Origin of the sequence: Mesorhizobium sp. CA10 (assembly GCF_020165285.1) — a bacterium.
Classification (GTDB): domain Bacteria; phylum Pseudomonadota; class Alphaproteobacteria; order Rhizobiales; family Rhizobiaceae; genus Mesorhizobium.
Map to the genome: position 1 here is coordinate 1 of NZ_JAIUHV010000024.1, position 21,074 is coordinate 21,074.

General features: G+C 63.9%; 16 protein-coding genes and 1 pseudogene. 10 read left to right on the top strand and 7 right to left on the bottom strand.

Features of this window, described 5'->3' with window-relative positions; translation table 11 throughout:
* Positions 1 to 31: 31 nt before the first annotated feature.
* Complete coding sequence (locus LB535_RS28285) at positions 32 to 1,318, top strand: NAD(P)/FAD-dependent oxidoreductase (RefSeq protein ID WP_224634515.1); 1,287 nt, start codon at positions 32 to 34, stop codon at positions 1,316 to 1,318.
* A gap of 258 nt (positions 1,319 to 1,576) precedes the next feature.
* On the top strand, positions 1,577 to 2,467 hold the full coding sequence (locus LB535_RS28290) for an SH3 domain-containing protein (protein ID WP_224634516.1): 891 nt from the start codon (positions 1,577 to 1,579) through the stop codon (positions 2,465 to 2,467).
* Here the strand turns inward: LB535_RS28290 and LB535_RS28295 are convergent.
* Together LB535_RS28295 and LB535_RS28300 are read right to left on the bottom strand one after the other, a co-directional pair.
* Positions 2,451 to 3,761 (bottom strand): Mur ligase family protein, encoded by a 1,311-nt coding sequence (locus LB535_RS28295; RefSeq protein WP_224634517.1) that lies wholly within the window; start codon positions 3,759 to 3,761, stop codon positions 2,451 to 2,453. The two genes, LB535_RS28290 and LB535_RS28295, sit on opposite strands and share 17 nt — an antisense overlap.
* Before the next feature lie 134 nt (positions 3,762 to 3,895).
* Complete coding sequence (locus tag LB535_RS28300) at positions 3,896 to 4,642, bottom strand: SDR family oxidoreductase (RefSeq protein WP_224634518.1); 747 nt, start codon at positions 4,640 to 4,642, stop codon at positions 3,896 to 3,898.
* A gap of 305 nt (positions 4,643 to 4,947) precedes the next feature.
* Between LB535_RS28300 and zwf the strand changes: the two genes are divergently transcribed.
* The 5 genes from zwf to LB535_RS28325 all read left to right on the top strand — a co-directional run bounded on the left by zwf (position 4,948) and on the right by LB535_RS28325 (position 9,670).
* Positions 4,948 to 6,417 (top strand): glucose-6-phosphate dehydrogenase, encoded by a 1,470-nt coding sequence (gene zwf / locus LB535_RS28305; protein ID WP_095765640.1) that lies wholly within the window; start codon positions 4,948 to 4,950, stop codon positions 6,415 to 6,417.
* On the top strand, positions 6,399 to 7,115 hold the full coding sequence (gene pgl, locus LB535_RS28310; protein WP_224634519.1) for a 6-phosphogluconolactonase: 717 nt from the start codon (positions 6,399 to 6,401) through the stop codon (positions 7,113 to 7,115). Before zwf ends, pgl begins: the two co-directional genes overlap by 19 nt.
* A 61-nt stretch (positions 7,116 to 7,176) precedes the next feature.
* Entirely contained in the window at positions 7,177 to 9,000 is a 1,824-nt protein-coding gene (edd, locus tag LB535_RS28315) for a phosphogluconate dehydratase (RefSeq protein WP_224634520.1), read from the top strand.
* A 62-nt stretch (positions 9,001 to 9,062) separates the two neighbouring features.
* Complete coding sequence (locus LB535_RS28320; RefSeq protein WP_210241706.1) at positions 9,063 to 9,392, top strand: type II toxin-antitoxin system RelE/ParE family toxin; 330 nt, start codon at positions 9,063 to 9,065, stop codon at positions 9,390 to 9,392.
* The gene (locus tag LB535_RS28325; protein WP_140544336.1) at positions 9,389 to 9,670 is read left to right on the top strand and encodes a helix-turn-helix domain-containing protein; all 282 of its coding nucleotides are present in this window, start codon (positions 9,389 to 9,391) and stop codon (positions 9,668 to 9,670) included. The genes LB535_RS28320 and LB535_RS28325 overlap by 4 nt, the downstream gene beginning before the upstream one ends.
* 88 nt (positions 9,671 to 9,758) lie before the next feature.
* Here the strand turns inward: LB535_RS28325 and LB535_RS28330 are convergent, their stop codons facing one another.
* The 4 genes from LB535_RS28330 to LB535_RS28345 form a co-directional block, all read right to left on the bottom strand.
* A complete protein-coding gene (locus tag LB535_RS28330) occupies positions 9,759 to 11,414 on the bottom strand; it encodes a vWA domain-containing protein (protein ID WP_224634521.1) in 1,656 nt (551 codons plus the stop codon).
* Positions 11,415 to 11,501: 87 nt separating this feature from the next.
* The gene (locus LB535_RS28335; protein WP_095765643.1) at positions 11,502 to 12,509 is read right to left on the bottom strand and encodes a GlxA family transcriptional regulator; all 1,008 of its coding nucleotides are present in this window, start codon (positions 12,507 to 12,509) and stop codon (positions 11,502 to 11,504) included.
* A 109-nt stretch (positions 12,510 to 12,618) separates the two neighbouring features.
* A complete protein-coding gene (folD, locus tag LB535_RS28340) occupies positions 12,619 to 13,518 on the bottom strand; it encodes a bifunctional methylenetetrahydrofolate dehydrogenase/methenyltetrahydrofolate cyclohydrolase FolD (RefSeq protein ID WP_224634522.1) in 900 nt (299 codons plus the stop codon).
* Positions 13,519 to 13,737: 219 nt separating this feature from the next.
* Positions 13,738 to 16,218, bottom strand: a complete 2,481-nt coding sequence (locus LB535_RS28345; protein ID WP_224634523.1) for a GumC family protein — start codon at positions 16,216 to 16,218, stop codon at positions 13,738 to 13,740.
* A gap of 199 nt (positions 16,219 to 16,417) precedes the next feature.
* Between LB535_RS28345 and LB535_RS28350 the strand changes: the two are divergent.
* Positions 16,418 to 16,886, top strand: a pseudogene (locus tag LB535_RS28350) (lipopolysaccharide biosynthesis protein); the annotation flags it as partial.
* Positions 16,887 to 17,075: 189 nt separating this feature from the next.
* Entirely contained in the window at positions 17,076 to 17,891 is an 816-nt protein-coding gene (proC, locus tag LB535_RS28355; protein WP_224634527.1) for a pyrroline-5-carboxylate reductase, read from the top strand.
* Here the strand turns inward: proC and LB535_RS28360 are convergent.
* Complete coding sequence (locus tag LB535_RS28360) at positions 17,866 to 19,206, bottom strand: NAD(P)H-dependent oxidoreductase (RefSeq protein ID WP_224634524.1); 1,341 nt, start codon at positions 19,204 to 19,206, stop codon at positions 17,866 to 17,868. The two genes, proC and LB535_RS28360, sit on opposite strands and share 26 nt — an antisense overlap.
* A gap of 471 nt (positions 19,207 to 19,677) precedes the next feature.
* Between LB535_RS28360 and LB535_RS28365 the strand changes: the two genes are divergently transcribed.
* Positions 19,678 to 21,066, top strand: coding sequence for a TolC family protein (locus tag LB535_RS28365; RefSeq protein WP_224544394.1), 1,389 nt, complete (start codon positions 19,678 to 19,680; stop codon positions 21,064 to 21,066).
* The last annotated feature ends 8 nt before the right edge of the window (positions 21,067 to 21,074 follow it).

A 21,074-nucleotide genomic window follows, 5' to 3' on the forward strand; every position in this document is an offset into this window, starting at 1 on the left:
CTACTCCCCTACTCCCCTACTCCCGAGCATCATGTCCTACCAATCCCCCATCTCCCCCGGCCGTTCCTGGTATGAGGACACGGTCGGATCCCGGCCTGAATATCCGGCTCTCGACGGCGACCGTATTTGCGACGTCGTCATCATCGGCGGCGGCTTCACTGGCTTGTCGGCAGCCGCGCATTTGGCGAAGGCCGGCGCGGATGTCGTGCTGATCGATGCCTATCGCTTCGGCGACGGCGCGTCGGGGCGCAATGGCGGGCAGCTCGGCACCGGCCAGCGCGCCTGGGCGGAGGAATTGGAAGCCGAATACGGCCTTTCCCGCGCCAAGGCGCTGTTCGACCTGGCCGAAGAAGCCAAGGCGCATCTGCTGGACTTCGCCGCCGCCAACGCGATCGACATCGACTATATGCCGGGTCAGCTTTCGGTGGCGCACAAGCGGCGTTATGTCGACGACTACAGGCGCCACGCCGAGATCATGGCGAGCCGCTTCGGCTACCCGCATATAAGCTTCATGGACGCGGCGGAAACCGCGGAAAGGCTGGGCTCGACACGTTATTTCGGCGGCACGCGCGACACCGGCACGGGGCACATCCACCCGCTGAAACTAGTGATCGGCACGGCGAAAGTGGCGGCCGCCGCCCGCGCGCATCTGTTCGAGCAGACGCCGTCCACCGGCATCGTTTCCAATGGCGGCAAGGTGACGGTCACGACGCCCAGGGGCACGATCACAGCCGACAAATGCCTGGTCGGGGTCAATGCCTATGGCGGCAATCTGGAGCCGGTGAGTGCGGCGCACATCATGCCGATCGGTTCCTTCATCGGCGCGACCGTGCCGCTCGGCGCCACTTCCAAGGTGCTGCCGGGCGGCGAGTCGGTCGATGATTCCCGCTTCGTGGTGCGCTATTTCCGCAAGTCGAAGGACGGCCGGCTGTTGTTCGGCGGCCGCGAGATCTATGCCGTCAACGATCCGAAGGACATCCATATTCACATCCGAAGGCAGATCGCCGAACTCTACCCCGACCTTAAGGATGTCGAGATCACGCATGGTTGGGGCGGCTATGTCGGCATCACGGTGCCGCGAAAGCCGTTCGTGCGCGAAGTGATGCCGAAAGTGATTTCGATAGGCGGTTATTCCGGCCACGGCGTCATGCTGTCGAACTTCTTCGGCAAGCTCTATGCCGAGACCGTTGCCGGCAATCGCGACCGCTTGAAACTGATCGAGGATCTGAAAATCCCCGCCTTCCCAGGCGGCCGGCGTTTGCGCGCGCCGCTCTTGTTCCTGGCGCTGAATTGGTTCGCGTTGCGTGACAGGATTTAGAGCTGGCTGCCCAGCCGAAGCCGCCGATTCGACGCCGGCGGCTTCCACGCGGCAGGTTGTGGAAGCCTTAACAGGCACGCAGAATTTCGCAATTTGGCTCACTCATGCCATAATCAGCAGTAAAAGGTGCGATCATGGGCGAAAATCCGGGGATTTCGCGGGCTTTGTCCGCAGTGATTTAGGGACCGATGCTGATCGAAGCCGATCGTTACGGCAATGATCGAAAGAACGTCGGCCCGCTTGTTGGAGGTGGTTTGAGTGAACGAGCCCTTCAGTTTCGGCGCGCCGGAACGGCAGCGCTTTACAATGCAGTTCGGCTATAACGTACGGCCATCCTTCTGGCAGAAGGTACAGTCGAACGCGCATCTGGTCATTGCAGCGGTCGGCACCGCCGCGCTGATCGGCGTGGCCGCGGTGGCGCTATGGCTATGCTTTCCGGGCAGCGACCGGCAAGTGGCCGCGGCGAGTGCCGAGCAGGCCGTTCCGGCGATTCCGGTGAAGACCACGAAAGTCGCTCCGGCGGCAGCGGCGGTCACCGTGGCGACGGCGCCGCAGGCCGCGCGCAAGGGGGACGCGGTAACGCCCACGACGGCGGCCCGCGAAGCCAATATTCCGGCCCTGGCATCAAACAACCCCCGCTGGACGGCTTCCGACGCCAAGACGCCACCTGCCCCGGCCGAGAACCAGCCAGCTCCATCCAAGCAGGCCGCCGGCGCGGCCCCCGCGCGGTCGACCGATACCGCCTTTGCCGAGGCCGATGCCGAGAACGACGCCGCGAACGCGCTGTCGCAGGTCGCCGGTTCCGCCAGCGAGACAGCAGCGGCAGCGAAGAAGCCGGGCGACACGATGGATGGCGCCCAAACCGCCGCCATTCCCGAAGCCAAGCCGCAGGTTCCAGATACGCAGCCGGCAGCGACGGACAGCTCGGCGCAGCCTGAGTCGAAAGCTCAAAAAGCCAGCGCGGCCGCAAACGGGCGCGTTTTGAGGGCCGTGACCATGCGCTCCGGCCCGAAGAAAGGTGCCGCCGCAATCACCACGGTGCCGGCCAAGGCAGCGGTGCAGGTGATGAATTGTAAGAAATGGTGCGAGATCGTCTATAACGGCAAGCACGGCTGGGTCTACAAAAGCTACATCAAGACCGGCGCGTGAGGCCAAGCAGCCATCCGAAACGGCGTCTTCTGCGTGCAAGCCGGCGATTTGCCAGGAAGGACTTGTGTTCCTCGAACGGCACTTCGTAGAGGCCGCAAGTGGAACACCCTTCCTTCTTGCCGCACGTTGGTATCCAGCATCTGACATCGTGCGTCCAGACAAGCGCGACCCTCTCCAGATGAAGATTGCCGGAGCTCTTCAGCAGGATCAGTTCTCCGGGGACAGCCGTCTGCTTGATGTGATCGGAGACTTCCTTCGGGGTGCGAAGCTCGATCAAACGGCCACTGTCCCGATCGGCCTGGCTGGCGCGTGAGCGGTGGGCATTGTCGCCGGTATAGATGACCTCGTCGGCGACGTCGCGCGCGATACCGTAAGCAGTGCCATATTTTCTCGACGAACCGGTATAGTCGGAAATCTGTCCGACGACGATCCGTTTGCGAACGGCCTTGGCTTTGGCCATCATCTCGAACGCAATGTTCAGCGAATGCCAGGGCGCTTTGGCGGCATCGACTATGAACTGTGGGCCCCGATCGGTCACCAGCACCGCGCAGCGGTTGGCCAGGGGTTCGAAGGATGCTGTCCTTGCGGCGATTTTCTCCGGCGGGACACCAAGTTCCAGCGCCGTGACGGCGGCGGCGGCCGCCGGCAGCCAGAAGTGCTCGCCAGGAAATCGTGTCTGCATGTCTATGTCGCCGCCGCGCCAGCGAAGTGAAAATCTGAGCAGGTCCGGATAGGCGGCATGGATGTTCGTTACACGGTAGTCCGCGGCTTCCGACTGACCGAAAGTCGCCACGCGGCACCTTGCGCCCGAAGCCATATCAAGCACATGCGGGTCGTCGGCGTTCAAGATCGCGAGTCCGCCCGGCGACAACGCCTCAACCAGCGCTCTCTTTTCCTGGGCGACAGCATCCAGGGTCCGGAATTGAGTGACGTGCTCCAGCCTGACCATCGTTACGACCGCTACATCCGGCTTCAGCATCTGCGCCATCGACCGGATTGAGCCGGGCTCAAACGCGCCGGCTTCGAAGACGACATGGTCGACCTTGCCCGCACGTTTCATCCGCTTGTAGAGCGTGCGGACAAGCGCCTTGAGCGTGTTGGCTAGAACTTGGGTATAGACCTTGCCGTGACTGGCCAGGATATGACCAAGCAAGCTCGTTGCCGTCGATTTGCCGGAGCTGCCGGTTATGCCGATGAAGGTCGCCTTGCTTCGCGCACGCGCACGCTCTGCCCGATAGCGACGCAATCGCCAGCCGAGGTCGTTGCCAATTTCGCGCAGCCTGAGCTTAACCACCCGCCAGTTCCCTTACCCCGATCCGTTATTCCTTCGGCGGACCATCAAGTCAAACTGGAGCTCGGCCGGACGGCGCCAATCCGTTCGTTCACCGCAACCAGGAGCGGAAACCGCGATGTGCTTCCAGGAGCGGCTCAGATACAACGCCCGCCATCGACCTCCAGCGCCACGCCGGTGATGAAGGCGGCTTCATCCGAGGCCAGCCACAGCGCCGCGTTGGCGATGTCGAGCGGTGTCGAGAGCCGTCCGAGCGGGATCGAGGCGCGGAACTTTTCGCGGATTTCAGGCGTGTCGGCGCCCATGAACTTCTCCAGCATGCCGGTCTCGCCGGCGACCGGGCAGAGGCAGTTGACGCGGATGTTCTTCGGCGCCAGCTCGACAGCCATCGACTTGGTGGCGGTGATCGCCCAGCCCTTGGAGGCGTTGTACCAGGTCAGGCCCGGCCGCGGCCGAAGCCCGGCCGTGGAGGCCGTGGTCAGGATGACGCCGCCGCCCTGGCGGTCCATGATCGGCACGACGGCAAGCGCCGCGTGGTAGATCGCCTTCATGTTGACGGCGGTGATCAGATCGAAGGTTTCCTCATCGACGCCGAGCATATCGCCGTTGCGATGGGTGAAGCCCGCATTGTTGACCATGATGTCGATGCGACCGAAGGCGCTCTTGGCGGCATCGATCATCTCGTCGAATTCGGAGCGCAGGGAAACGTCCGTCTGGGTCCAGATGGCGCTCTCGCCGATTTCTTCGGCCACCCGCTCGGCGCCCCTGGCGTTGAGGTCGGCGACGACCACGCGCGCGCCCTCTTCGGCAAAGCGCTTGGCCATGCCTTCGCCGAAGCCCGACGCTGCGCCGGTGATGACGGCGACTTTGTTTTCCAGACGCATGGTTTTCCCGCTCTTTGGATTCCGTCGCTTGACGTGACTTTTCCATCTGCCGCCCGGCACGTCGCGCGCCAGGCTACATCTCCCTTAGCTTTCGTCACATTCGCGTTCTATGCTGCAGCCGCGAACGCTTCCGGAAGCCATGGCTTGCCGACAGGCCTGCCGGCGGCGTGAGTGTCCGGAAACATGTGGACCGATGCAAGTGCAAGCCATTGGTCCTCGCATGTGACACCATGGCACTGGAAAATTTAAATCGATTAGAATATACCAACCACGCTGCCGGCGCCCGGCATCAAATCGGACTGACCATGACCAGCCAGATCATCCCTGTCGACCCATTCGACTTCATCATCTTCGGCGGCACCGGCGACCTGTCGGAACGCAAGCTCCTGCCATCGCTCTACTATCGCCAGTGCGGCCACCAGTTCTCCGAGCCGACGCGCATCATCGGCACCTCGCGCGCCAAAATGACCGATGCCGAATTCCAGGGCTTCGCCAAGAAGGCGATATCAGATCATGTGAAGCCTGCCGATATCGATCCGAAGGAGTTGGAGATATTCCTGGCAAGGCTCTCCTACGTGTCGGCGGACGCAACCACTGGCGCCGGCTTCGACAAGCTGAAGAAAGCAATCGGCGACAGCGACCGCATCCGCGCCTTCTACCTTGCGGTGGCGCCGGCGCTGTTCGGCGACATTTCGCACCAGCTCAAGGAGCACAAGCTGATCACGCCGAACTCGCGCATCGTGCTGGAAAAGCCGATCGGCCGCGACCTCACCTCGGCGCGGGCGCTCAATGACGCTGTCGGTGACGATTTCCACGAAAGCCAGATCTTCCGCATCGACCACTATCTCGGCAAGGAAACGGTGCAGAACCTGATGGCGCTGCGCTTTGCCAATGCGCTCTACGAGCCGTTGTGGAACTCCGCCCAGATCGACCATGTTCAGATCACGGTCGCCGAGACCGTTGGTCTTGAGGATCGCGTCACCTACTACGACAAGGCAGGCGCGTTGCGCGACATGGTGCAGAACCACATCCTGCAGCTGCTCTGCCTGGTGGCCATGGAAACGCCGTCGTCGATGGACGCCGACGCGGTGCGCGACGAGAAACTGAAGGTGCTGAGGGCACTGAAGCGCATCAACGGCAACGAGGCGCCGAAGCACACGGTGCGCGGTCAGTATCGCGCCGGCGCTTCGGCCGGCGGGCCGGTCAAGGGCTATGTCGAGGAGCTCGGCAAGGACAGCAACACCGAGACCTTCGTCGCCGTGAAGGCGGAGATCGGCAACTGGCGCTGGGCCGGCGTTCCCTTCTATCTGAGGACCGGCAAACGGCTCGCCACCCGCGTCTCGGAAATCGTCATCGAGTTCAAGCCGATCCCCTATTCCATCTTCGGCGACAGCGCCGGGCCGATCTTCCCCAACCAGCTGGTCATCCGCCTGCAGCCGGATGAGGGGGTGAAGCAGTTCATCATGATCAAGGACCCGGGACCGGGCGGCATGCGGCTGCGGCAGATCTCGCTCGACATGAGCTTCGCGCAGTCCTTCCAAGGCCGTGCGCCGGACGCCTATGAGCGACTGATTATGGATGTGGTGCGCGGCAACCAAACGCTGTTCATGCGCCGCGACGAAGTCGAGGCGGCATGGAAATGGATCGACCCGATCCAGAACGCCTGGGAAAGCGCCCGGCAGGAAGCTCAGGGCTATACCGCCGGAACCTGGGGGCCATCGGCCTCGATCGCTCTTATCGAACGTGACGGACGGACATGGCACGAGAGCAACTGAGCGAAGCCCGCTACGGCTGGAACGGCTTTGCCGACCGCCAGCACCTGGCGACGGCGCTTGCCGGTGAGATCTCAGACCGGTTGACCAGCGCCATTGCGGGACGCGGCACAGCGCTGCTCGCAGTGTCCGGCGGCACCACGCCGGCGAAATTGTTCGCGACGCTGTCGACCGCGCCCATCGCCTGGGACAAGGTCACCGTGACGCTGGTCGACGAGCGCTTCGTGCCGCCGTTTTCGCCGCGTTCGAATGCCGGGCTGGTGGCGGCGAACCTGCTCCAGAACAAGGCCGCTGCGGCGCGCTTCGTGCCGCTCTACCACGAGGCGGCGAGCATCGAGGATGCAGCGGCGATGGACAGCGAAGCGCTGCGGGCGCTGCCCTGGCCGCTCGACGTGGTGATCCTCGGCATGGGCGGCGACGGCCATACGGCATCCTTCTTCCCGGATGCCGGCAATCTCGAGGAATTGCTCGACCCGGCCTCACAGCGGATCGTGCTGCCGGTGCATGCGGCAAGCGGGGGCGAGCCGCGGCTCACGCTGTCGATGGCGCGCATCGTCGCCGCCGGCTTCGTTGCGCTCCACATCGAAGGCGAGGACAAGCGCGCCGCGTTCAACGGCGCGATGGGTCCTGGCGCAAAGAAGCCCATCCGCAGAGTGATCGAGGCGGCGCCTAGACCGATAGAGGTGTTCTGGGCACCCTGATTTCAGATGAGGACAGCCCGGCGGCAGAGGGAGGACGTTGCCGGGCTCGAAAGGACGGACCATGACAGCCAGACGCGACATCGAAACCATCACGGAACGCATCCGCCAACGTTCGAGGGCCGGCCGCGAAGCCTATCTCGGCCGTATCGCGGAGGCTTCCAGCCGCACCGCCAACCGCGCGGTGCTGGGCTGCGGCAATCTCGCCCACGGTTTTGCCGTGTGCAGCCCATCCGAAAAGATCGCGCTCGGGGGCGACCGCGTGCCGAACCTCGGCATCATCACCTCCTACAATGACATGCTGTCGGCGCATCAGCCCTTCGAGACGTTCCCGGCACTGATCAAGGAAGCCGCGCGGGAAGCGGGCGGCATCGCCCAGGTCGCCGGCGGCGTGCCGGCGATGTGCGACGGCGTCACCCAAGGCCAGCCCGGCATGGAGCTGTCGCTGTTCTCACGCGACGTGATCGCCATGGCGGCGGCGATCGGCCTGTCGCACAACATGTTCGACGCGGCCGTCTTCCTCGGCGTCTGCGACAAGATCGTGCCCGGGCTGGTGATCGCGGCGCTTACCTTCGGGCATCTGCCGGCCGTCTTCATTCCGGCCGGGCCGATGACGACCGGTCTCGCGAATGACGAGAAGGCCAGGATCCGCCAGCTTTATGCCGAAGGCAAGGTCGGCCGCGCCGAACTGCTTGAGGCGGAGTCCAAATCCTATCACGGGCCGGGCACCTGCACCTTCTACGGCACCGCCAATTCGAACCAGATGCTGATGGAAATCATGGGCCTGCATACGCCCGGCGCGTCCTTCGTCAATCCGGGCACGCCGCTGCGCGACGCGCTGACCAGGGAAGCGGCCAAACGGGCGTTGGCGATCACCGCGCTCGGCAATGCGTATACGCCGGTCGGGCGCATGATCGACGAACGCTCGATCGTCAACGGCGTCGTCGGCCTGCACGCCACCGGCGGCTCGACCAACCATACGATCCACCTCATCGCGATGGCCGCCGCCGCCGGCATCGCGCTGACCTGGCAGGACATTTCCGACCTGTCGGAGGCCGTGCCGCTGCTCGCGCGCGTCTACCCGAACGGGCTTGCCGACGTGAACCACTTCCACGCGGCAGGCGGGCTCGGCTTCCTGATCCGCGAATTGCTCGACGAAGGCCTGTTGCACGAGGATGTGCAGACGGTGTGGGGCGAAGGCCTGCGGCCCTACGCGGTCGAGGCGAGGCTTGGCGATGACGGCAGCGTCGTGCGCGAAGCGGCGCCGCTCAACAGCGGCGACGAGAAGGTGCTGGCGCCGGTCAAGAAAGCGTTCCAGCCGACGGGTGGCTTGAAAGTGCTGGCCGGCAATCTCGGCCATGCCGTGATCAAGACCTCTGCGGTCAAGCCCGAACGTCGCGTCATCGAGGCGCCGGCCAAGGTGTTCGACAGCCAGCAGGGCCTCAACGACGCCTTCAAGGCCGGCCAGCTTACCGGCGACTTCGTCGCTGTGATCCGCTTCCAGGGGCCGAAGGCCAATGGCATGCCGGAACTGCACAAGCTGACCACCGTGCTCGGCATCCTGCAGGATCGCGGCCAGCGTGTCGCGCTGGTGACCGACGGGCGCATGTCGGGCGCCTCCGGCAAGGTGCCGGCAGCGATCCATGTGACGCCGGAAGCGGTCGAGGACGGACCGATCGCCAGGATCCATGACGGCGATGTCATCCGGCTAGACGCCGATGCCGGCACGCTGGAAGTGCTGGTGCCGGGGACGGAATTCGCGCTGCGCCGCACGGCCGACGCCGACCTCATCGGCAACGAGTTCGGCTTCGGCCGAGAGCTGTTCGCGGGCTTCCGACAACTGGTCGGGCGGGCCGATCATGGCGCCGCCGCGTTTGGAAATGCCTGATCTCTCGGTCTGTGTGAAAAGCAACTTGCACTGACTATACAAAATTCTGTATAGTTGCCGGCGTGAAGATGCTTAAATTCCAGGGCAGCGCCCTCAGTGATCTGCGCGCCTTTCCAAACTCGGCGCGGCGTGAAGCAGGCTACCAGCTCGACAAGGTGCAGAACGAGCAACTTCCGACCGACTGGAAGCCTATGACAACGGTCGGCAAGGGCGTATTGGAAATCAGAATTAGGGATGAGACCGGCGCATTTCGCGTCATCTATACCGCCAAATTTGCCGACGCGATCTACGTACTGCATTGCTTCCAGAAGAAGACGCAGAAGACCAGCAAAACAGATTTGGATTTGGCCGCGAAGCGCTACGGCGATCTCATCAAGGAGCTAGGCCAATGAGCAACGAAACTTTTGCAAGTGTGTGGGATGCCATCGAAGACACTCCCGCCGAAGCAGAAAACATGAAGCTCCGCTCCACGCTGATGATGGCGCTGGAGCGGCATATTCGAGCAAAGGGCTGGACGCAGGCCGAGGCTGCGCGCCGGCTTGGCGTAACCCAACCGCGCGTGTCCGATCTCCTGCGCGGGAAGATCAACTTGTTCGCCCTCGACACCCTCGTCAATATGGCAGTCGCGGCAGGGCTTCACGTCGAAGTGCGGGTCTCGGACGCTGCCTGACCGGCACAGCCAAGTGGCATTCCGCGACAGCAATATTAGCGGAATGCTCACGCAACAGGGACTGGAATGTCGGATTCCATTGCGGTCACTACTGCACAATGATCTCGGTGCGCTCGCCGGCCTTGATCGTCACCGGCAATTCCTTCTCCTGGCCTTCAGCGGACATGTGGCGCACGACCACATAGTCGCCGGCGGGGATCGCCTGTTGCCAACTGTCACCGTAGGTCAGGCCCAGCGACTTGCGTTTGCCTTCGATGTCCTTCTTCGACGACAACACCTCGATCGAATAGGCGCCGGGTGCCGACATCGCCAGCACGCCGGCATCGAGCGCGACCTTGATGTCCTGATTGTCGCCGGCCTTGATGCTGAAGGGCTGCTCGACGACGGCAAGATCGAGCGTGGTGAGCGCGACATAGTCGTCCGGCGGCAGCCAGAACTTGCTGTCAGGTCCGTAGGAATGCTCCACGCTTTCACGTGAGCCGTCGATCTTCTTCTTCGCCTTGACGACCTCGAAGCCGATGCCGGAATTGTCGGCCTTGTCGCCGCCGGCGGTGTAGTAGGCGTTGAGCACGGCATGACCGACGCCGACGACGATGTCCTTCTCGACGGTCTGCCCGGCGGCAAGCTGGACGGTCTCCGTCGCAATGCCGGCACCGATCTGCACCGTCACCTTCTGCTCGCCGGCGGGGACGGTCGCCTTGGCGTCGCCATAGTGCGTGGTGCTGCCGCCAGGGTAGGCGAAGTCAACACGCGCTTCGCCGCTGATCTCCGAGCCCTGGCTAGCATGCGGATGTATGACCAAAGTGCCGGCGTTCAGCGTGAACAGCGGGCTGTAGGTCTTGCCAGCCTCTATCTTGATCTTCTGCTCGCTCCTTGCCTCGTCATCGCGGCCGACGACGATGTAGTCGCCCGGCTCGAGATTGGTCCTGAGCACGCCATATTCGGTCATGACCTGATCGCCGCGCGTGCCGTCGGACTTCGCCTTGTAGATCTCCCAGGCATTGCCGTCGGTAATCGGATCGCCGCCCTCGGCCATGACCACGCTTGGCGTGAAGTTGAATTCAGGCTTGGAGGGCTCGGGTGCCGGCGCCGGTTCGGGAGCTGGCGCAAGGGCCGGCGCGGGAGCCGCGACGGTCTCGACCAGAGCTTCCTGCAGCGCCTTCTCGTCGGAGGCCTGGATGTACTTGCCGCCGGTGTTTTCGGCGAGGCAGGCGATCTGCTTGCCTTCGTCGGCGGTCAGCCCGAAGCCGACGACATCGGCGGTGAAGTCGACGCCGCTTTCCTTCAGCTCCTTGCCTAGTGCGCAAGGATCGCCGCCGCAGGTCTCGAGCCCGTCGGTGATGAGGACGACGGTGGCCTTGTCCTCGGTGTATTTGAGCGCTTCCGCCGCCTGCTTGACGGCGGCCGTGAGCGGCGTCTTGCCGAGGAATTTCATGCTGTCGGCTGCTGACGAGATGGCGCTGGCTGAACCGGCCTGCGGCGGCACGATCAGCTCGATGTCGTCGCAACTGCCCTTGGTGCGATGGCCATAGGCCATGAAGCCGATCTCGTCGTCGGCCGGAACCGACTGAAGCACCGTGCGCAGCGATTCACGCGCGATCTCCAGCTTCGGCTTGCCGTCGATCTGGGCCCACATCGAGCCTGATGCATCAAGGATGATGATGACCTTGTTGGCGGCAAAGCCGAAACCGGTCATCGACAAAAGCAGGAGCGCCGCAGCGACGCTCCGTATCAGTCCCGCCATGGAAATCTCCTGAGAGCAACCCTCGTCCGCGTTGCGAAAGCTATTTGAGGCGGCATTCGGAGACAAGTCCGAAGGCCGGCGAGTCACTCAATAAGTGGTGCGCCGCTCTTCCGATGGCGGACGGCCGAACTGCAGCCGGTAACTCTGCGCGAAATAGGAGTGCGAGGTGAAGCCGGTGGCGATCGCCACGTCGAGTATCGGCATGTTGGTCTGGCGCAGCAATTCGCGCGCGCGTTCGAGCCGCAGCCGCATATAGTAGCGGCCGGGGGTGACGCTCAAATGGCGCAGGAACAGGCGCTCGACCTGGCGCACCGACAGCCCCGCCGACTTGGCGAGCTGCACCGCCGACAGCGGTTCGTCGAGATGATCGGCCATCAACTCGACGATGCGCCTCAGCTTCTCCGACTTGCCGGTGAGGTCCCGTTCGGGGCCGACGCGCTGGCGGTCGCCGGCCGAGCGTATGCGCTCGTGCTGGAACTGGTTGGCGACGCCGTTGGCGAGGTTGGAGCCGAAATCGCCGCGCACGATCTCCAGCATCAGGTCGATCGAGGTGGTGCCGCCGGCACAGGTGTAACGCTTGCGGTCGATCTCGAAGACATTGCCGGTGCAGTTGATGTCGGGGAAACGCTCCATGAAGCCGGCGCGGTTCTCCCAATGGATGGTGCAGCGATAGCCGTCGAGCTGCCCGGCTTCGGCCAGGAGATAAGAGCCGACCGACAGGGCGCCGAGCGCATTGCCGCGCCGGCCCCAGCTGCGCAGCGCCGCCAGAACCTTGCTCTTGCCGGGAAATTCGATGGAGAGGCCGACCGAAACGAACAGGATGTCGACCGGCGGCATGTCGGCGACCGAATAGTCGATCTTCAACGGCAGGCCGTTCGAGGCCATGACCGCGTCGCCGTCGGCCGAGATCGTCGTCCAGCCATAGAAATCGCGGCCGAGCAGTCGGTTCGCCGAGCGGAAGCAGTCGATGGCGGCCGCCAGGGAGAACATCGAGAATTTGTCGACCAAGAGGAAGCCGAACTGGCGGCCGCCCTGAACGGGATCGCTCGTGATCGGCCGCTCGAGAACGGGATGCGACTGGTTCGAGTGGGGCATCCCGCTCTGTCCCTTTATTTCAGCCGCATTTGTGCAGCGCCAAGTGGTTCCACTTGGCTGCAAAATGCTGGGGAGCGGTCAGGTTCGGCAATGCCGAGGCTTTCTCAAATCAGAAGGACGGCCGCTTCAACCCGGCCGCAAGGTAGGCGGAAGCTACAGTGTTCGCCATCAGCATGGCAATGGTCATCGGTCCGACGCCGCCCGGCACCGGCGTGATCGCACCCGCGAGCTTGGCCGCTTCGGCATAGGCGACGTCGCCGACCAGGCGGCTCTTGCCTTCGCCCTTTTCGGGCGCGGGGATGCGGTTGATGCCGACGTCGATGACGGTCGCGCCGGACTTGACCCAATCGCCCTTGACCATTTCCGGACGGCCGACCGCAGCGACCAGGATATCAGCGGTGCGAGCCAGCGCCGGCAGGTCCCTGGTACGGCTGTGGGCAATTGTGACCGTGCAGTTGGCGGCGAGCAGCAGGTTGGCCATCGGCTTGCCGACGATGTTGGAGCGGCCGACGACGACGGCGTTGAGGCCGGAGAGATCCTTGCCGCGCACCCGCTCGATCAACAGCATGGAGCCCGCCGGCGTGCAGGGCACGAAGGCCGTGTCGAGCTCGCCGGTGCCGAGCTTGCCGACATTGATGAAGTGGAAGCCGTCGACATCCTTTTCCGGTGCGATCGTCTGGATCACCTTGCCGGCGTCGATATGACCGGGAAGCGGCAGTTGCACGAGGATGCCGTGGATCGACTTATCGGCGTTGAGGTCGCCGATGATCGTCAGCAACTGTTCCTCGGTGGTGTCGGCCGGCAGCGTATGCTGAAGCGAATGGAAGCCGCATTCCTTGGCGGTGCGCGATTTCGAGGCGACATAGACCTGGCTTGCCGGATCCTCGCCGACGATCACCACCGCAAGGCCGGGCTTGGTGGCTCCTTTGGTCGACAGCTCCGCGGTCAGAGCTTTGACCTTCGAAACCACGTCCTCGGCGACACGCTTTCCATCAATCACTTCGGCCATCACTAACCCTCAGCTTCGCTTCGAGGCCGCGTCGATGCACGGCCCCATTTCCTCGATCGGCATTGTCGATCCGCCAAAGGGAGACGCTTGCGGCCGAAATGCAGCGCGGCATTTTCACGAAAATTCGACAAGGCAATCCCGTCAAAGCGTCGTCGGATGCCGTAAACCCGAAACCGGCTGCTTTTATCGAACCGCGAGCCGTCCAGAAATACGGATAGTTCAGAAATAGCGGCGGCGCGTGCGGCTTTCGGTCAGCTCGCGCACCGCCTCGCGGAATTCGCGAAGGCTGGCGCGGATCTCCTCGATCTCGCCTTGCTGGCCGGCGGGGGACTGGTCGGCGGGGGGCTGGTCGGCCTCGCCGGCGGCCGGCGACCGGGGATGATAGGACGCCGCCGATGCCGAATAATGATCGTCGTAGGGATCGGTCCGGCCGTGGTCCGGCCGGTACGAATAGGAATAGCCCTGCTCGTATGGCGGCCGGAAATTCTCCCGCGCCGATGGTTGAGCCCGGGGATAGCGTTCTTCCAGGGTGGGCGCCCGCCAGGCGCTTTCAGGCGGGACAGAGTCCATATCGACCGTTTCAGCCGGCTCGCGCCGCACGAAATAGCGAACCGCCGAGGCAAGCGAGCCGAAAAGCCCGGGACGGCCGGCATCGTTGGCCGGTTCCGGCGGCGGCGTGACGGATTTGACCGGAGCCGGTGCAGTCGTCGACACCGGTGGTGGAACCGGCGGTGAAGCAGGCGACGGTGTGAAGGACGCTGCTGGCGATGGCGTGAAGGATGAAGCCGGAGGCGGCATGAAAGGCGGAGCCGGTGCTGGTGTAAAAGCCGGAGGTGGCGGCGGAGCGACAGGCGAAGCCGGCGGCGAGGCGAGTGGTGGCGGCGCCGGTGGGGCGGCCCGATTGGAATTGCTCTCAAGCGCAGAAGGACGGTCTTCACTCCCGCGACGCGAGCGTGCATTGGCCGTCTCGCGCAGGCTGGCAAGGATGCCGCGCAGCGCGCCGAGGCCGATGCCGGCAAACAGGCCGGCGAACAGCCCCGCCAAGGCCATCACGACACGCGACGGCCCCTTGGCCTCCAGCGGCGGTTGAGCCGGCGAAAGCACGTTGATGTTGGCCGAATTGACGTTCTTTTGCTCGCCGGTTTCCTTGGCGCGCAGCAAATACTGCTCATAGACCGAGCGCTTGGCGGCGGCTTCGCGTTCCAGCTCGCGCAGCGAAACAAGATTGTTGTTCACATCGCCACTCTGCACCTTGGCCTGGGCCAGGCGCGAGGACAAGTCCTGCTCGAGCTGAACGGAGCGCTTCAGGTCGACCTGCAGCGAGGACGCGATGCGCTGCAGCTCCGCGGTGATGCGTTCGCGCGCGCCGGCAAGCTGGGCGTTTAGCGCCTGCAGCTCAGGATGACGCGGCCCGAACTTGATCGCGGCGCGGTCGGCTTCCTGCTTCAGGGACGCATATTGCGAGCGCAGCTCGCTCATCATGTTGGAGTTGATCTCTTCCGGCAACGTGCCGCTGAGGACCGAGTTGACGTTCAGCGAGCGCGCCGAGGCGGCGCGGGCGTTCAGCTCGAGCGTGCGGGCGCGGGCAACGGAAAGCTGCTCGTTGAGCTTCAGCATCTGGTCGTCGCTGATCAGGTGGCCCTGCGCGTCGACAAGGTCGTGCGTCGCCCTGAAATCCTCCACGTTGCGTTCGGCCGTCTCGACGCCCTTGCGCAGCTCATCGAGCTTCGACGTCAGCGCGCTCGTCGCACGTCCGGCCATTTCTGACTGGTAGTTGCCGATCTCCCGCTGGAAGACGTCTCTCGTCGTGTTAGCTATCTCTGCCGATTTCTCGCCATTGCGCGTGGTGGCGCTGATGGAGATGACAAAAGTCTTGCCGGTGCGCTCGACCGACAGGCTGTCGGCCAGATTGCCGACGGCCAGCGCCTGGCGACGAATCTCGTCGCTGCCGGCCGGCTGGTCATCCCGCGAAATCATCGAGCGCAGGAACGACGTGACGCCGAGGCCGCCAGACCCCTGACCGTTGAATTCCGGGTCGTTGACGAGGTTGAGCTCCTTGACGACCTCGTCAAGAACCTTGCCTGATGTGACCATCTTGATGCGGGTTTCGACAACGGCCAATGCCGCGTCGGGCTCACCCACCGATTGGGTGAGATCGCGTTCGGCAAGTTTCAGGTCGCCCGGCTCGATGGTTAGTTCGGTCGTAGCTTCGTATTTCTTCGGCGTCGATAGCGCGAGGGCTATGCCAAGGGCGGCGCCCAGGATGGTGGAGGACAGGATCAGCGCTTTGGAGCGAGCGATGCCGCCAATCACCTGCACCGGGTCGATCAGCGGTTTCCATTCCTGGGATTCGTCGGCAGCGGGTGGTCGGCCTACATGACGAGGTTCGGGAGCGGCCTGCGGCTGGTGGCCTCCCGCAGTGCCCCCGTAGCCCTGCCCTAGTGACGCGGCCCGGTCGTCGCCTGTTTCGACGGGATCCGCCTGATCGTGGTCAAATCCGCCGATTTCGGCGGGGCGCGGATTCAACTTTTCTTCGCGCTCGGAACGCGCGGCGCGATGGCGCGCGGCGGCGTCCTCGCGCCAAGAGGAATTGGCCCGGTCGCCGATCGAAACCGTCTTGTCGTCGCCACGCATCGCTTGGCCGAGCGCGAGCAGAGAACGCTCGCGCCTCCAGTCATCACGGTTATCCCTGTCGACCATTGTCCTGGAACTTGCTCTCTGGCGGCTTGGGCGCGCGGATCGGCCAATCGTTAAGCCACGCTAAACAGGCATAGGAAACAAACGGTTAATTTTGCGCCTCGGCGGGCACAGTTTTCGCCCTTGTTCACCGCATTTCAGGCCGCCGGGACGGCCGCCAGAACGCCGCGTTAAACTTTGCAGCCTATCTATCGCCCCGGATATGACCCAGGCCAGCGACATGCCGCAGAGGCGGAGCTTCGCGCGGATCGGCCACTTCGTGGCCACCCGCCGGAAACTGGTATTCGATTATTTCTCGGCGATCAGCGGCGCCGGCGGTCGGCTGGTGTTTTCGCTCGCCTATTTCATCGCTTTGGCCAACACGCTTTCCATCGCCGAATTCGGCATGTTCGCGACCGCCTCGGCCGCCGGCATCATGCTGTCGCGCATCCTGGCCTTCGGCTTCATCTCGGCGCTCTACCGCACCGCCACCATCCTGGTCGCTGTTCTACATCGGCACCAATGCCGCCTCGCTCGTCGTCGCCTTCGTCTTCTTCTATCCGCGCCAGCGGCTGCGGCTGCGCGCCGAGCTCTATTTCAGGCGGCTCGCCGATTCCATCTATGTCGCCGGATCCGAAGTGCTGTTCTACCTTCAGGTGGAATTCGACAAGCTCCTGGTGCTGTCGATCGGACCGCTTCTTCTTCCACCGCGGCGATCCCGTCTGGCTGTTCTTCGTGCTCGGCGTACTCGGCTTGAGACAAGTCTCGCTGCGGCCGATCCCGGTTCGCCTTTCAAACTAATCCTGGCCGATCGATCTCCCGCCGACTGCTCTTTTCCACTGCGGCGCAACCGTCTAAGGAGAGCCTTCTCGGAGGTTTTCATGACGATCAGGCTCATTCTCGCCGGTTGCGGCAATATGGGTTACGCCATGCTCTCGGGCTGGCTGAAATCCGCCAAGCTCGAGCCGCAAGCGGTGTTCGTGGTCGAGCCCAATGCCGAACTGCGCCGGCGCGCCGAACATCTGGGCTGCGGTGCCGCCGCCGACGCCGCCGGCATTCCGGCCGATGCCGTGCCCGATCTCGTTGTCATCGCGGTAAAGCCGCAGGTGATCCGCGAGGTGACGGCGCAGTACAAGCGCTTCGGCGACGGCAGGACCAGCTTTCTCTCCATCGCCGCCGGCACGCCGGTCGGCACTTTCGAGGAAATCCTGGGCGAGCTCGCGCCGGTCATCCGCTGCATGCCGAACACGCCGGCGGCGATCGGCAAAGGCATGATGGTCGTTTTCTCCAACCCGCCGGTCTCCGACGACGTCCGCCGCTTCGTCCTTGAGCTGCTTTCGGCGAGCGGCGTCGTGACGACGATCGACGACGAGGGCCTCATGGACGCCGTGACGGCCGTCTCCGGCTCCGGCCCGGCCTATATCTTCCACTTCATCGAGGCGCTGACGGTCGCGGCCGAGAAGGCCGGCCTTCCCGCCGAAACCGCCAAGCTGCTTGCCATGCAGACCGTCTTCGGCGCCGCCTCGCTCGCCGCCGAAAGCGAAGACGAGCCGGGCGTGCTGCGCCAGCAGGTGACCAGCCCCAACGGCACGACCGCTGCGGCGCTTGCAGTGCTGATGGGCGGCGACCGCCTGACGAAGCTCGTCACCGAAGCCGTGGAAGCCGCGCGGCTCAGGTCGATAGAGCTGGGGAAGTAACCTTCGTTCCGTAGAGCATGTCATCCTGAAGCCGGCGCAGGGCGTAGAGCCTCGTTGTCCGGTCCGGCACGGCATTGTCCTCAGTCAACAACTCGCCCTTGTTCACCGGCTTCAGCACCTTGCCGCCTTCGAGCAAGCCGACCGGAACGGCGCGGACGGCGCGGGCATCGCCGACGGTCATGGTCCAGGAGCGGTAACAAGTCTCGCCGATCGCATCCAGGGTCTCCCCGGCGGCAAGGTCGCGCTTGGCGACCGCGCAGACTTCCGCCACCGGCCTCGGCAGAGGCACCATATCGGGCTTGCCGTAGAGCATGATGCGGGCGGCGGTGAGCGGCACCTCCAGCGAAGTCAGGTGATAGGGCCGGAACAGCCCGTAATAAGGGCCCGTGCCGACATGGAGATCGTCCATGCGTTCGACGACGCGCGGGTGCATCGCCTCGACGATGACGAAGACGCCGGGCGCCACGCCCTTGCCGATCGTGTAGTCGACGACGCCTTTCCTCGACAGGAGGCCGCCATGCTCTTTCGGGATCAGCACCTTGGCCAGCTGATCGCGATCGGCCCTGGGGCCGTGCATGCCTTGAACATCCGGAACCAGGCCGGTGGCGTTGGCAATGGCGCACATCTCGACCATGGTCTTCGAGCCGTCGACGAATTCGACCAGCATGCGCGGGTTCATGTTGCGGCGCGCCGCCTCTTCCCGGTAGTCGTCGGGAACCGCGTCGTGGTTGAGCGGATTGTTCTTGCCCTTGCCGGCCGCGACGATGCCTAGCCCAAGCGCCGAGGCGAATTCGATCAGCTCCATGCAGCTTGACGGCTCGTCGCCCGCGCCGACCGAATAGGCGACACCCAGCCGGTCTGCCTGCTGCTTCAGGTAGCAGCCGATGGTCACGTCGGCCTCGACGTTCATCATCACCAGATGCTTGCCATGCTCCATCGCCATCAGGTCGAAATCGGCGGCGACGCCAGGTTTTCCGGTAGCGTCGATGACGACGTCGATCAGCGGGTTGGTGACCAGCATCTCGTTCGAGGTGATGGCGATCCTGCCGCTCTCGATCGCCCGGGTAATCATGGAAGCGGTTTCGGCCTCTACCGCCATCGCCTCGTCGCCAAAGGCGATGCGGATCGCCTCACGGGCAGTGTGCGGGCGGCGCGTCGAGATGGCCGCGATCGAAATACCCGGCATCAGCATGCCCTGCGTCACCAGATCGGTTCCCATCTCGCCGGAGCCGATGACGCCGATGCGCACCGGCCTGCCCTCGGCGGCGCGTCGGGCAAGATCGCGGGCAAGCCCGGTCAGGGCGATATTGGTCATGCAACAAAATCCACGGCTTTTTGCTCCGGCCGGCAATACAGGGAACGATCCGCGTTTGCCAATCAAACCAGGCTGAAATGACGATTTCTTGCGCATGCTTTGCAAGGCCGCAGCAGATTTCGCAGGAGCTTGTGCATGGCCGCCGTACGATTCGCCGTTTCTTTCAGACCATAACCATCGCTGCGCGCTTTGAACTGGGAGAGTCCCGACGAGCGCGCCCGGTTTCTGTGCTATTTTTGCTACAGGCTTTAACCCTAATGCCGGAAATCGCAATTTTAGCGGGTGTCTAATCCATTATATGCTCACGGCCCCAAAAAATCTGATAGATACTGGCTGAAAGGTCCGGTGGCAGGCTTGGGCAAATAAGCGCCAATAAAAAAATAATGGCGCGGGGATAGTCACGGGGTAGAAATGAGCAGGACGGGTAAAATTACCGTCGGCTGGCGCGTTGCGCTTGCTGTCACGGTGTCAATGTTGGCTTGTGGTAGCGCCAGCGCACTCACACTCAAAGAAGCTGTCGCCGTCGCCGTGGAGTCCAATCCGGAGATTGGACAGGCGATCGAAAACCGCGAAGCGATCGAATTCGAGCTGCGACAGGCCAAAGGCCTTTACCTTCCCAGCGTCGACCTGGAAGCATCGACCGGCGTTCGCCGCCTGGACAACGACACGCGGCGCGCGCTCGATGAGGATCACAAAGCTCTCTATCCGAACGAGGCAGACCTCACCGTCTCGCAGACGCTTTATGACAGCGGCGCAAGGCGGGCGGAACTGAACCGCCAGGCCTCGCGGGTCGATGGAGCGTCCTTCAGGGTTCTGGAACGGTCCGAGTTCATCGGGCTCGCCGTCGTCCAGGATTATCTGGAATACATGCTGCAGGCTTCGATCGTGGTCGAAGCCAAGAAGAATCTCGGCTTCCATCAGTCCATCCTCAGCGATATCAGGCAAGGCATCGCAGGCGGCGCGCTCAACGATGCCGACCGGCAGCAGGCCGAGGAACGCCTTTATGCCGCCAAGGCGCGGATGCAGGAAGCGACCGAAGAACTCGAGGCGGCCAAGATCCGCTTCTTCAAGAATGTCGGCAAGCCGCTGACCAACGCGTCGCGGCCCGCCGATGTCGCAGCCGCCCTGCCGCGGTCGCTGGACGATGCGATCGGGCTCGCCAGGCAGAACAATCCACGCGTCCATATGGCCAACAGCGACATCGACGCCGCCGCTTCGCTGGTCGACGCGGCGCGGGCGAAATACGGCCCGACGATTACCGCCGAGGGCGTTGCCCGGGGCGGGTATGACATCGACGGCGACAATGGCGACGCAAGCGATCTGCAGGCCCGCGTGGTGCTGCGCTGGAACCTCTATCGCGGCGGCATCGACAAGGCCAACGAACAGGAACAGATTCGCCGCACCAGCGAGCAGCGCCTTGCGCTGCACCAGGTGCTGCGCGAGATCGAGGAAGCCGTCCGGACCTCATGGGACCGCCGCTTCCGCCAGGCGGAGCTGGCAAAGACACTGCGCCAGCAGGCAGCCACCAATGAAAAGCTGGTCGCCTCCTATCGCGAGCAGTTCAAGGTCGGGCAGCGCTCGCTGCTCGACGTGCTCGATGCCCAGAACACGCGCTTCAACACCGCGACGCTGGCCGACACGTCGTCCTACGCGTCGCTGTTCGCGGAATACCGGCTGCTGGCCGCAACCGGGGAATTGCTGAAGACGCTCAACATCCAGCCGGCCAAGCAGGCCGCGGCCTACGCGCGTGAGGAATTCGGTGTCCCGGCCACGGCCGATACCGAGACCTATGCGCGCACGCCGTCGGAGCAGAAGAACGATCTGCCGTTCGACATCCTCGCGCCGGTCAGGAAAAAGTAGCCGATGTA

What these genes read in the sequence shown, in the direction of transcription:
- LB535_RS28285 (WP_224634515.1), top strand. Translation starts at nt 32, where the DNA reads ATGTCCTACCAATCCCCCATCTCCCCCGGCCGTTCCTGGTATGAGGAC.
- LB535_RS28300 (WP_224634518.1), bottom strand. Translation starts at nt 4,642, where the DNA reads ATGCGTCTGGAAAACAAAGTCGCCGTCATCACCGGCGCAGCGTCGGGC.
- zwf (WP_095765640.1), top strand. Translation starts at nt 4,948, where the DNA reads ATGACCAGCCAGATCATCCCTGTCGACCCATTCGACTTCATCATCTTC.
- pgl (WP_224634519.1), top strand. Translation starts at nt 6,399, where the DNA reads ATGGCACGAGAGCAACTGAGCGAAGCCCGCTACGGCTGGAACGGCTTT.
- edd (WP_224634520.1), top strand. Translation starts at nt 7,177, where the DNA reads ATGACAGCCAGACGCGACATCGAAACCATCACGGAACGCATCCGCCAA.
- LB535_RS28325 (WP_140544336.1), top strand. Translation starts at nt 9,389, where the DNA reads ATGAGCAACGAAACTTTTGCAAGTGTGTGGGATGCCATCGAAGACACT.
- LB535_RS28330 (WP_224634521.1), bottom strand. Translation starts at nt 11,414, where the DNA reads ATGGCGGGACTGATACGGAGCGTCGCTGCGGCGCTCCTGCTTTTGTCG.
- LB535_RS28335 (WP_095765643.1), bottom strand. Translation starts at nt 12,509, where the DNA reads ATGCCCCACTCGAACCAGTCGCATCCCGTTCTCGAGCGGCCGATCACG.
- folD (WP_224634522.1), bottom strand. Translation starts at nt 13,518, where the DNA reads ATGGCCGAAGTGATTGATGGAAAGCGTGTCGCCGAGGACGTGGTTTCG.
- LB535_RS28345 (WP_224634523.1), bottom strand. Translation starts at nt 16,218, where the DNA reads ATGGTCGACAGGGATAACCGTGATGACTGGAGGCGCGAGCGTTCTCTG.
- proC (WP_224634527.1), top strand. Translation starts at nt 17,076, where the DNA reads ATGACGATCAGGCTCATTCTCGCCGGTTGCGGCAATATGGGTTACGCC.
- LB535_RS28360 (WP_224634524.1), bottom strand. Translation starts at nt 19,206, where the DNA reads ATGACCAATATCGCCCTGACCGGGCTTGCCCGCGATCTTGCCCGACGC.
- LB535_RS28365 (WP_224544394.1), top strand. Translation starts at nt 19,678, where the DNA reads ATGTTGGCTTGTGGTAGCGCCAGCGCACTCACACTCAAAGAAGCTGTC.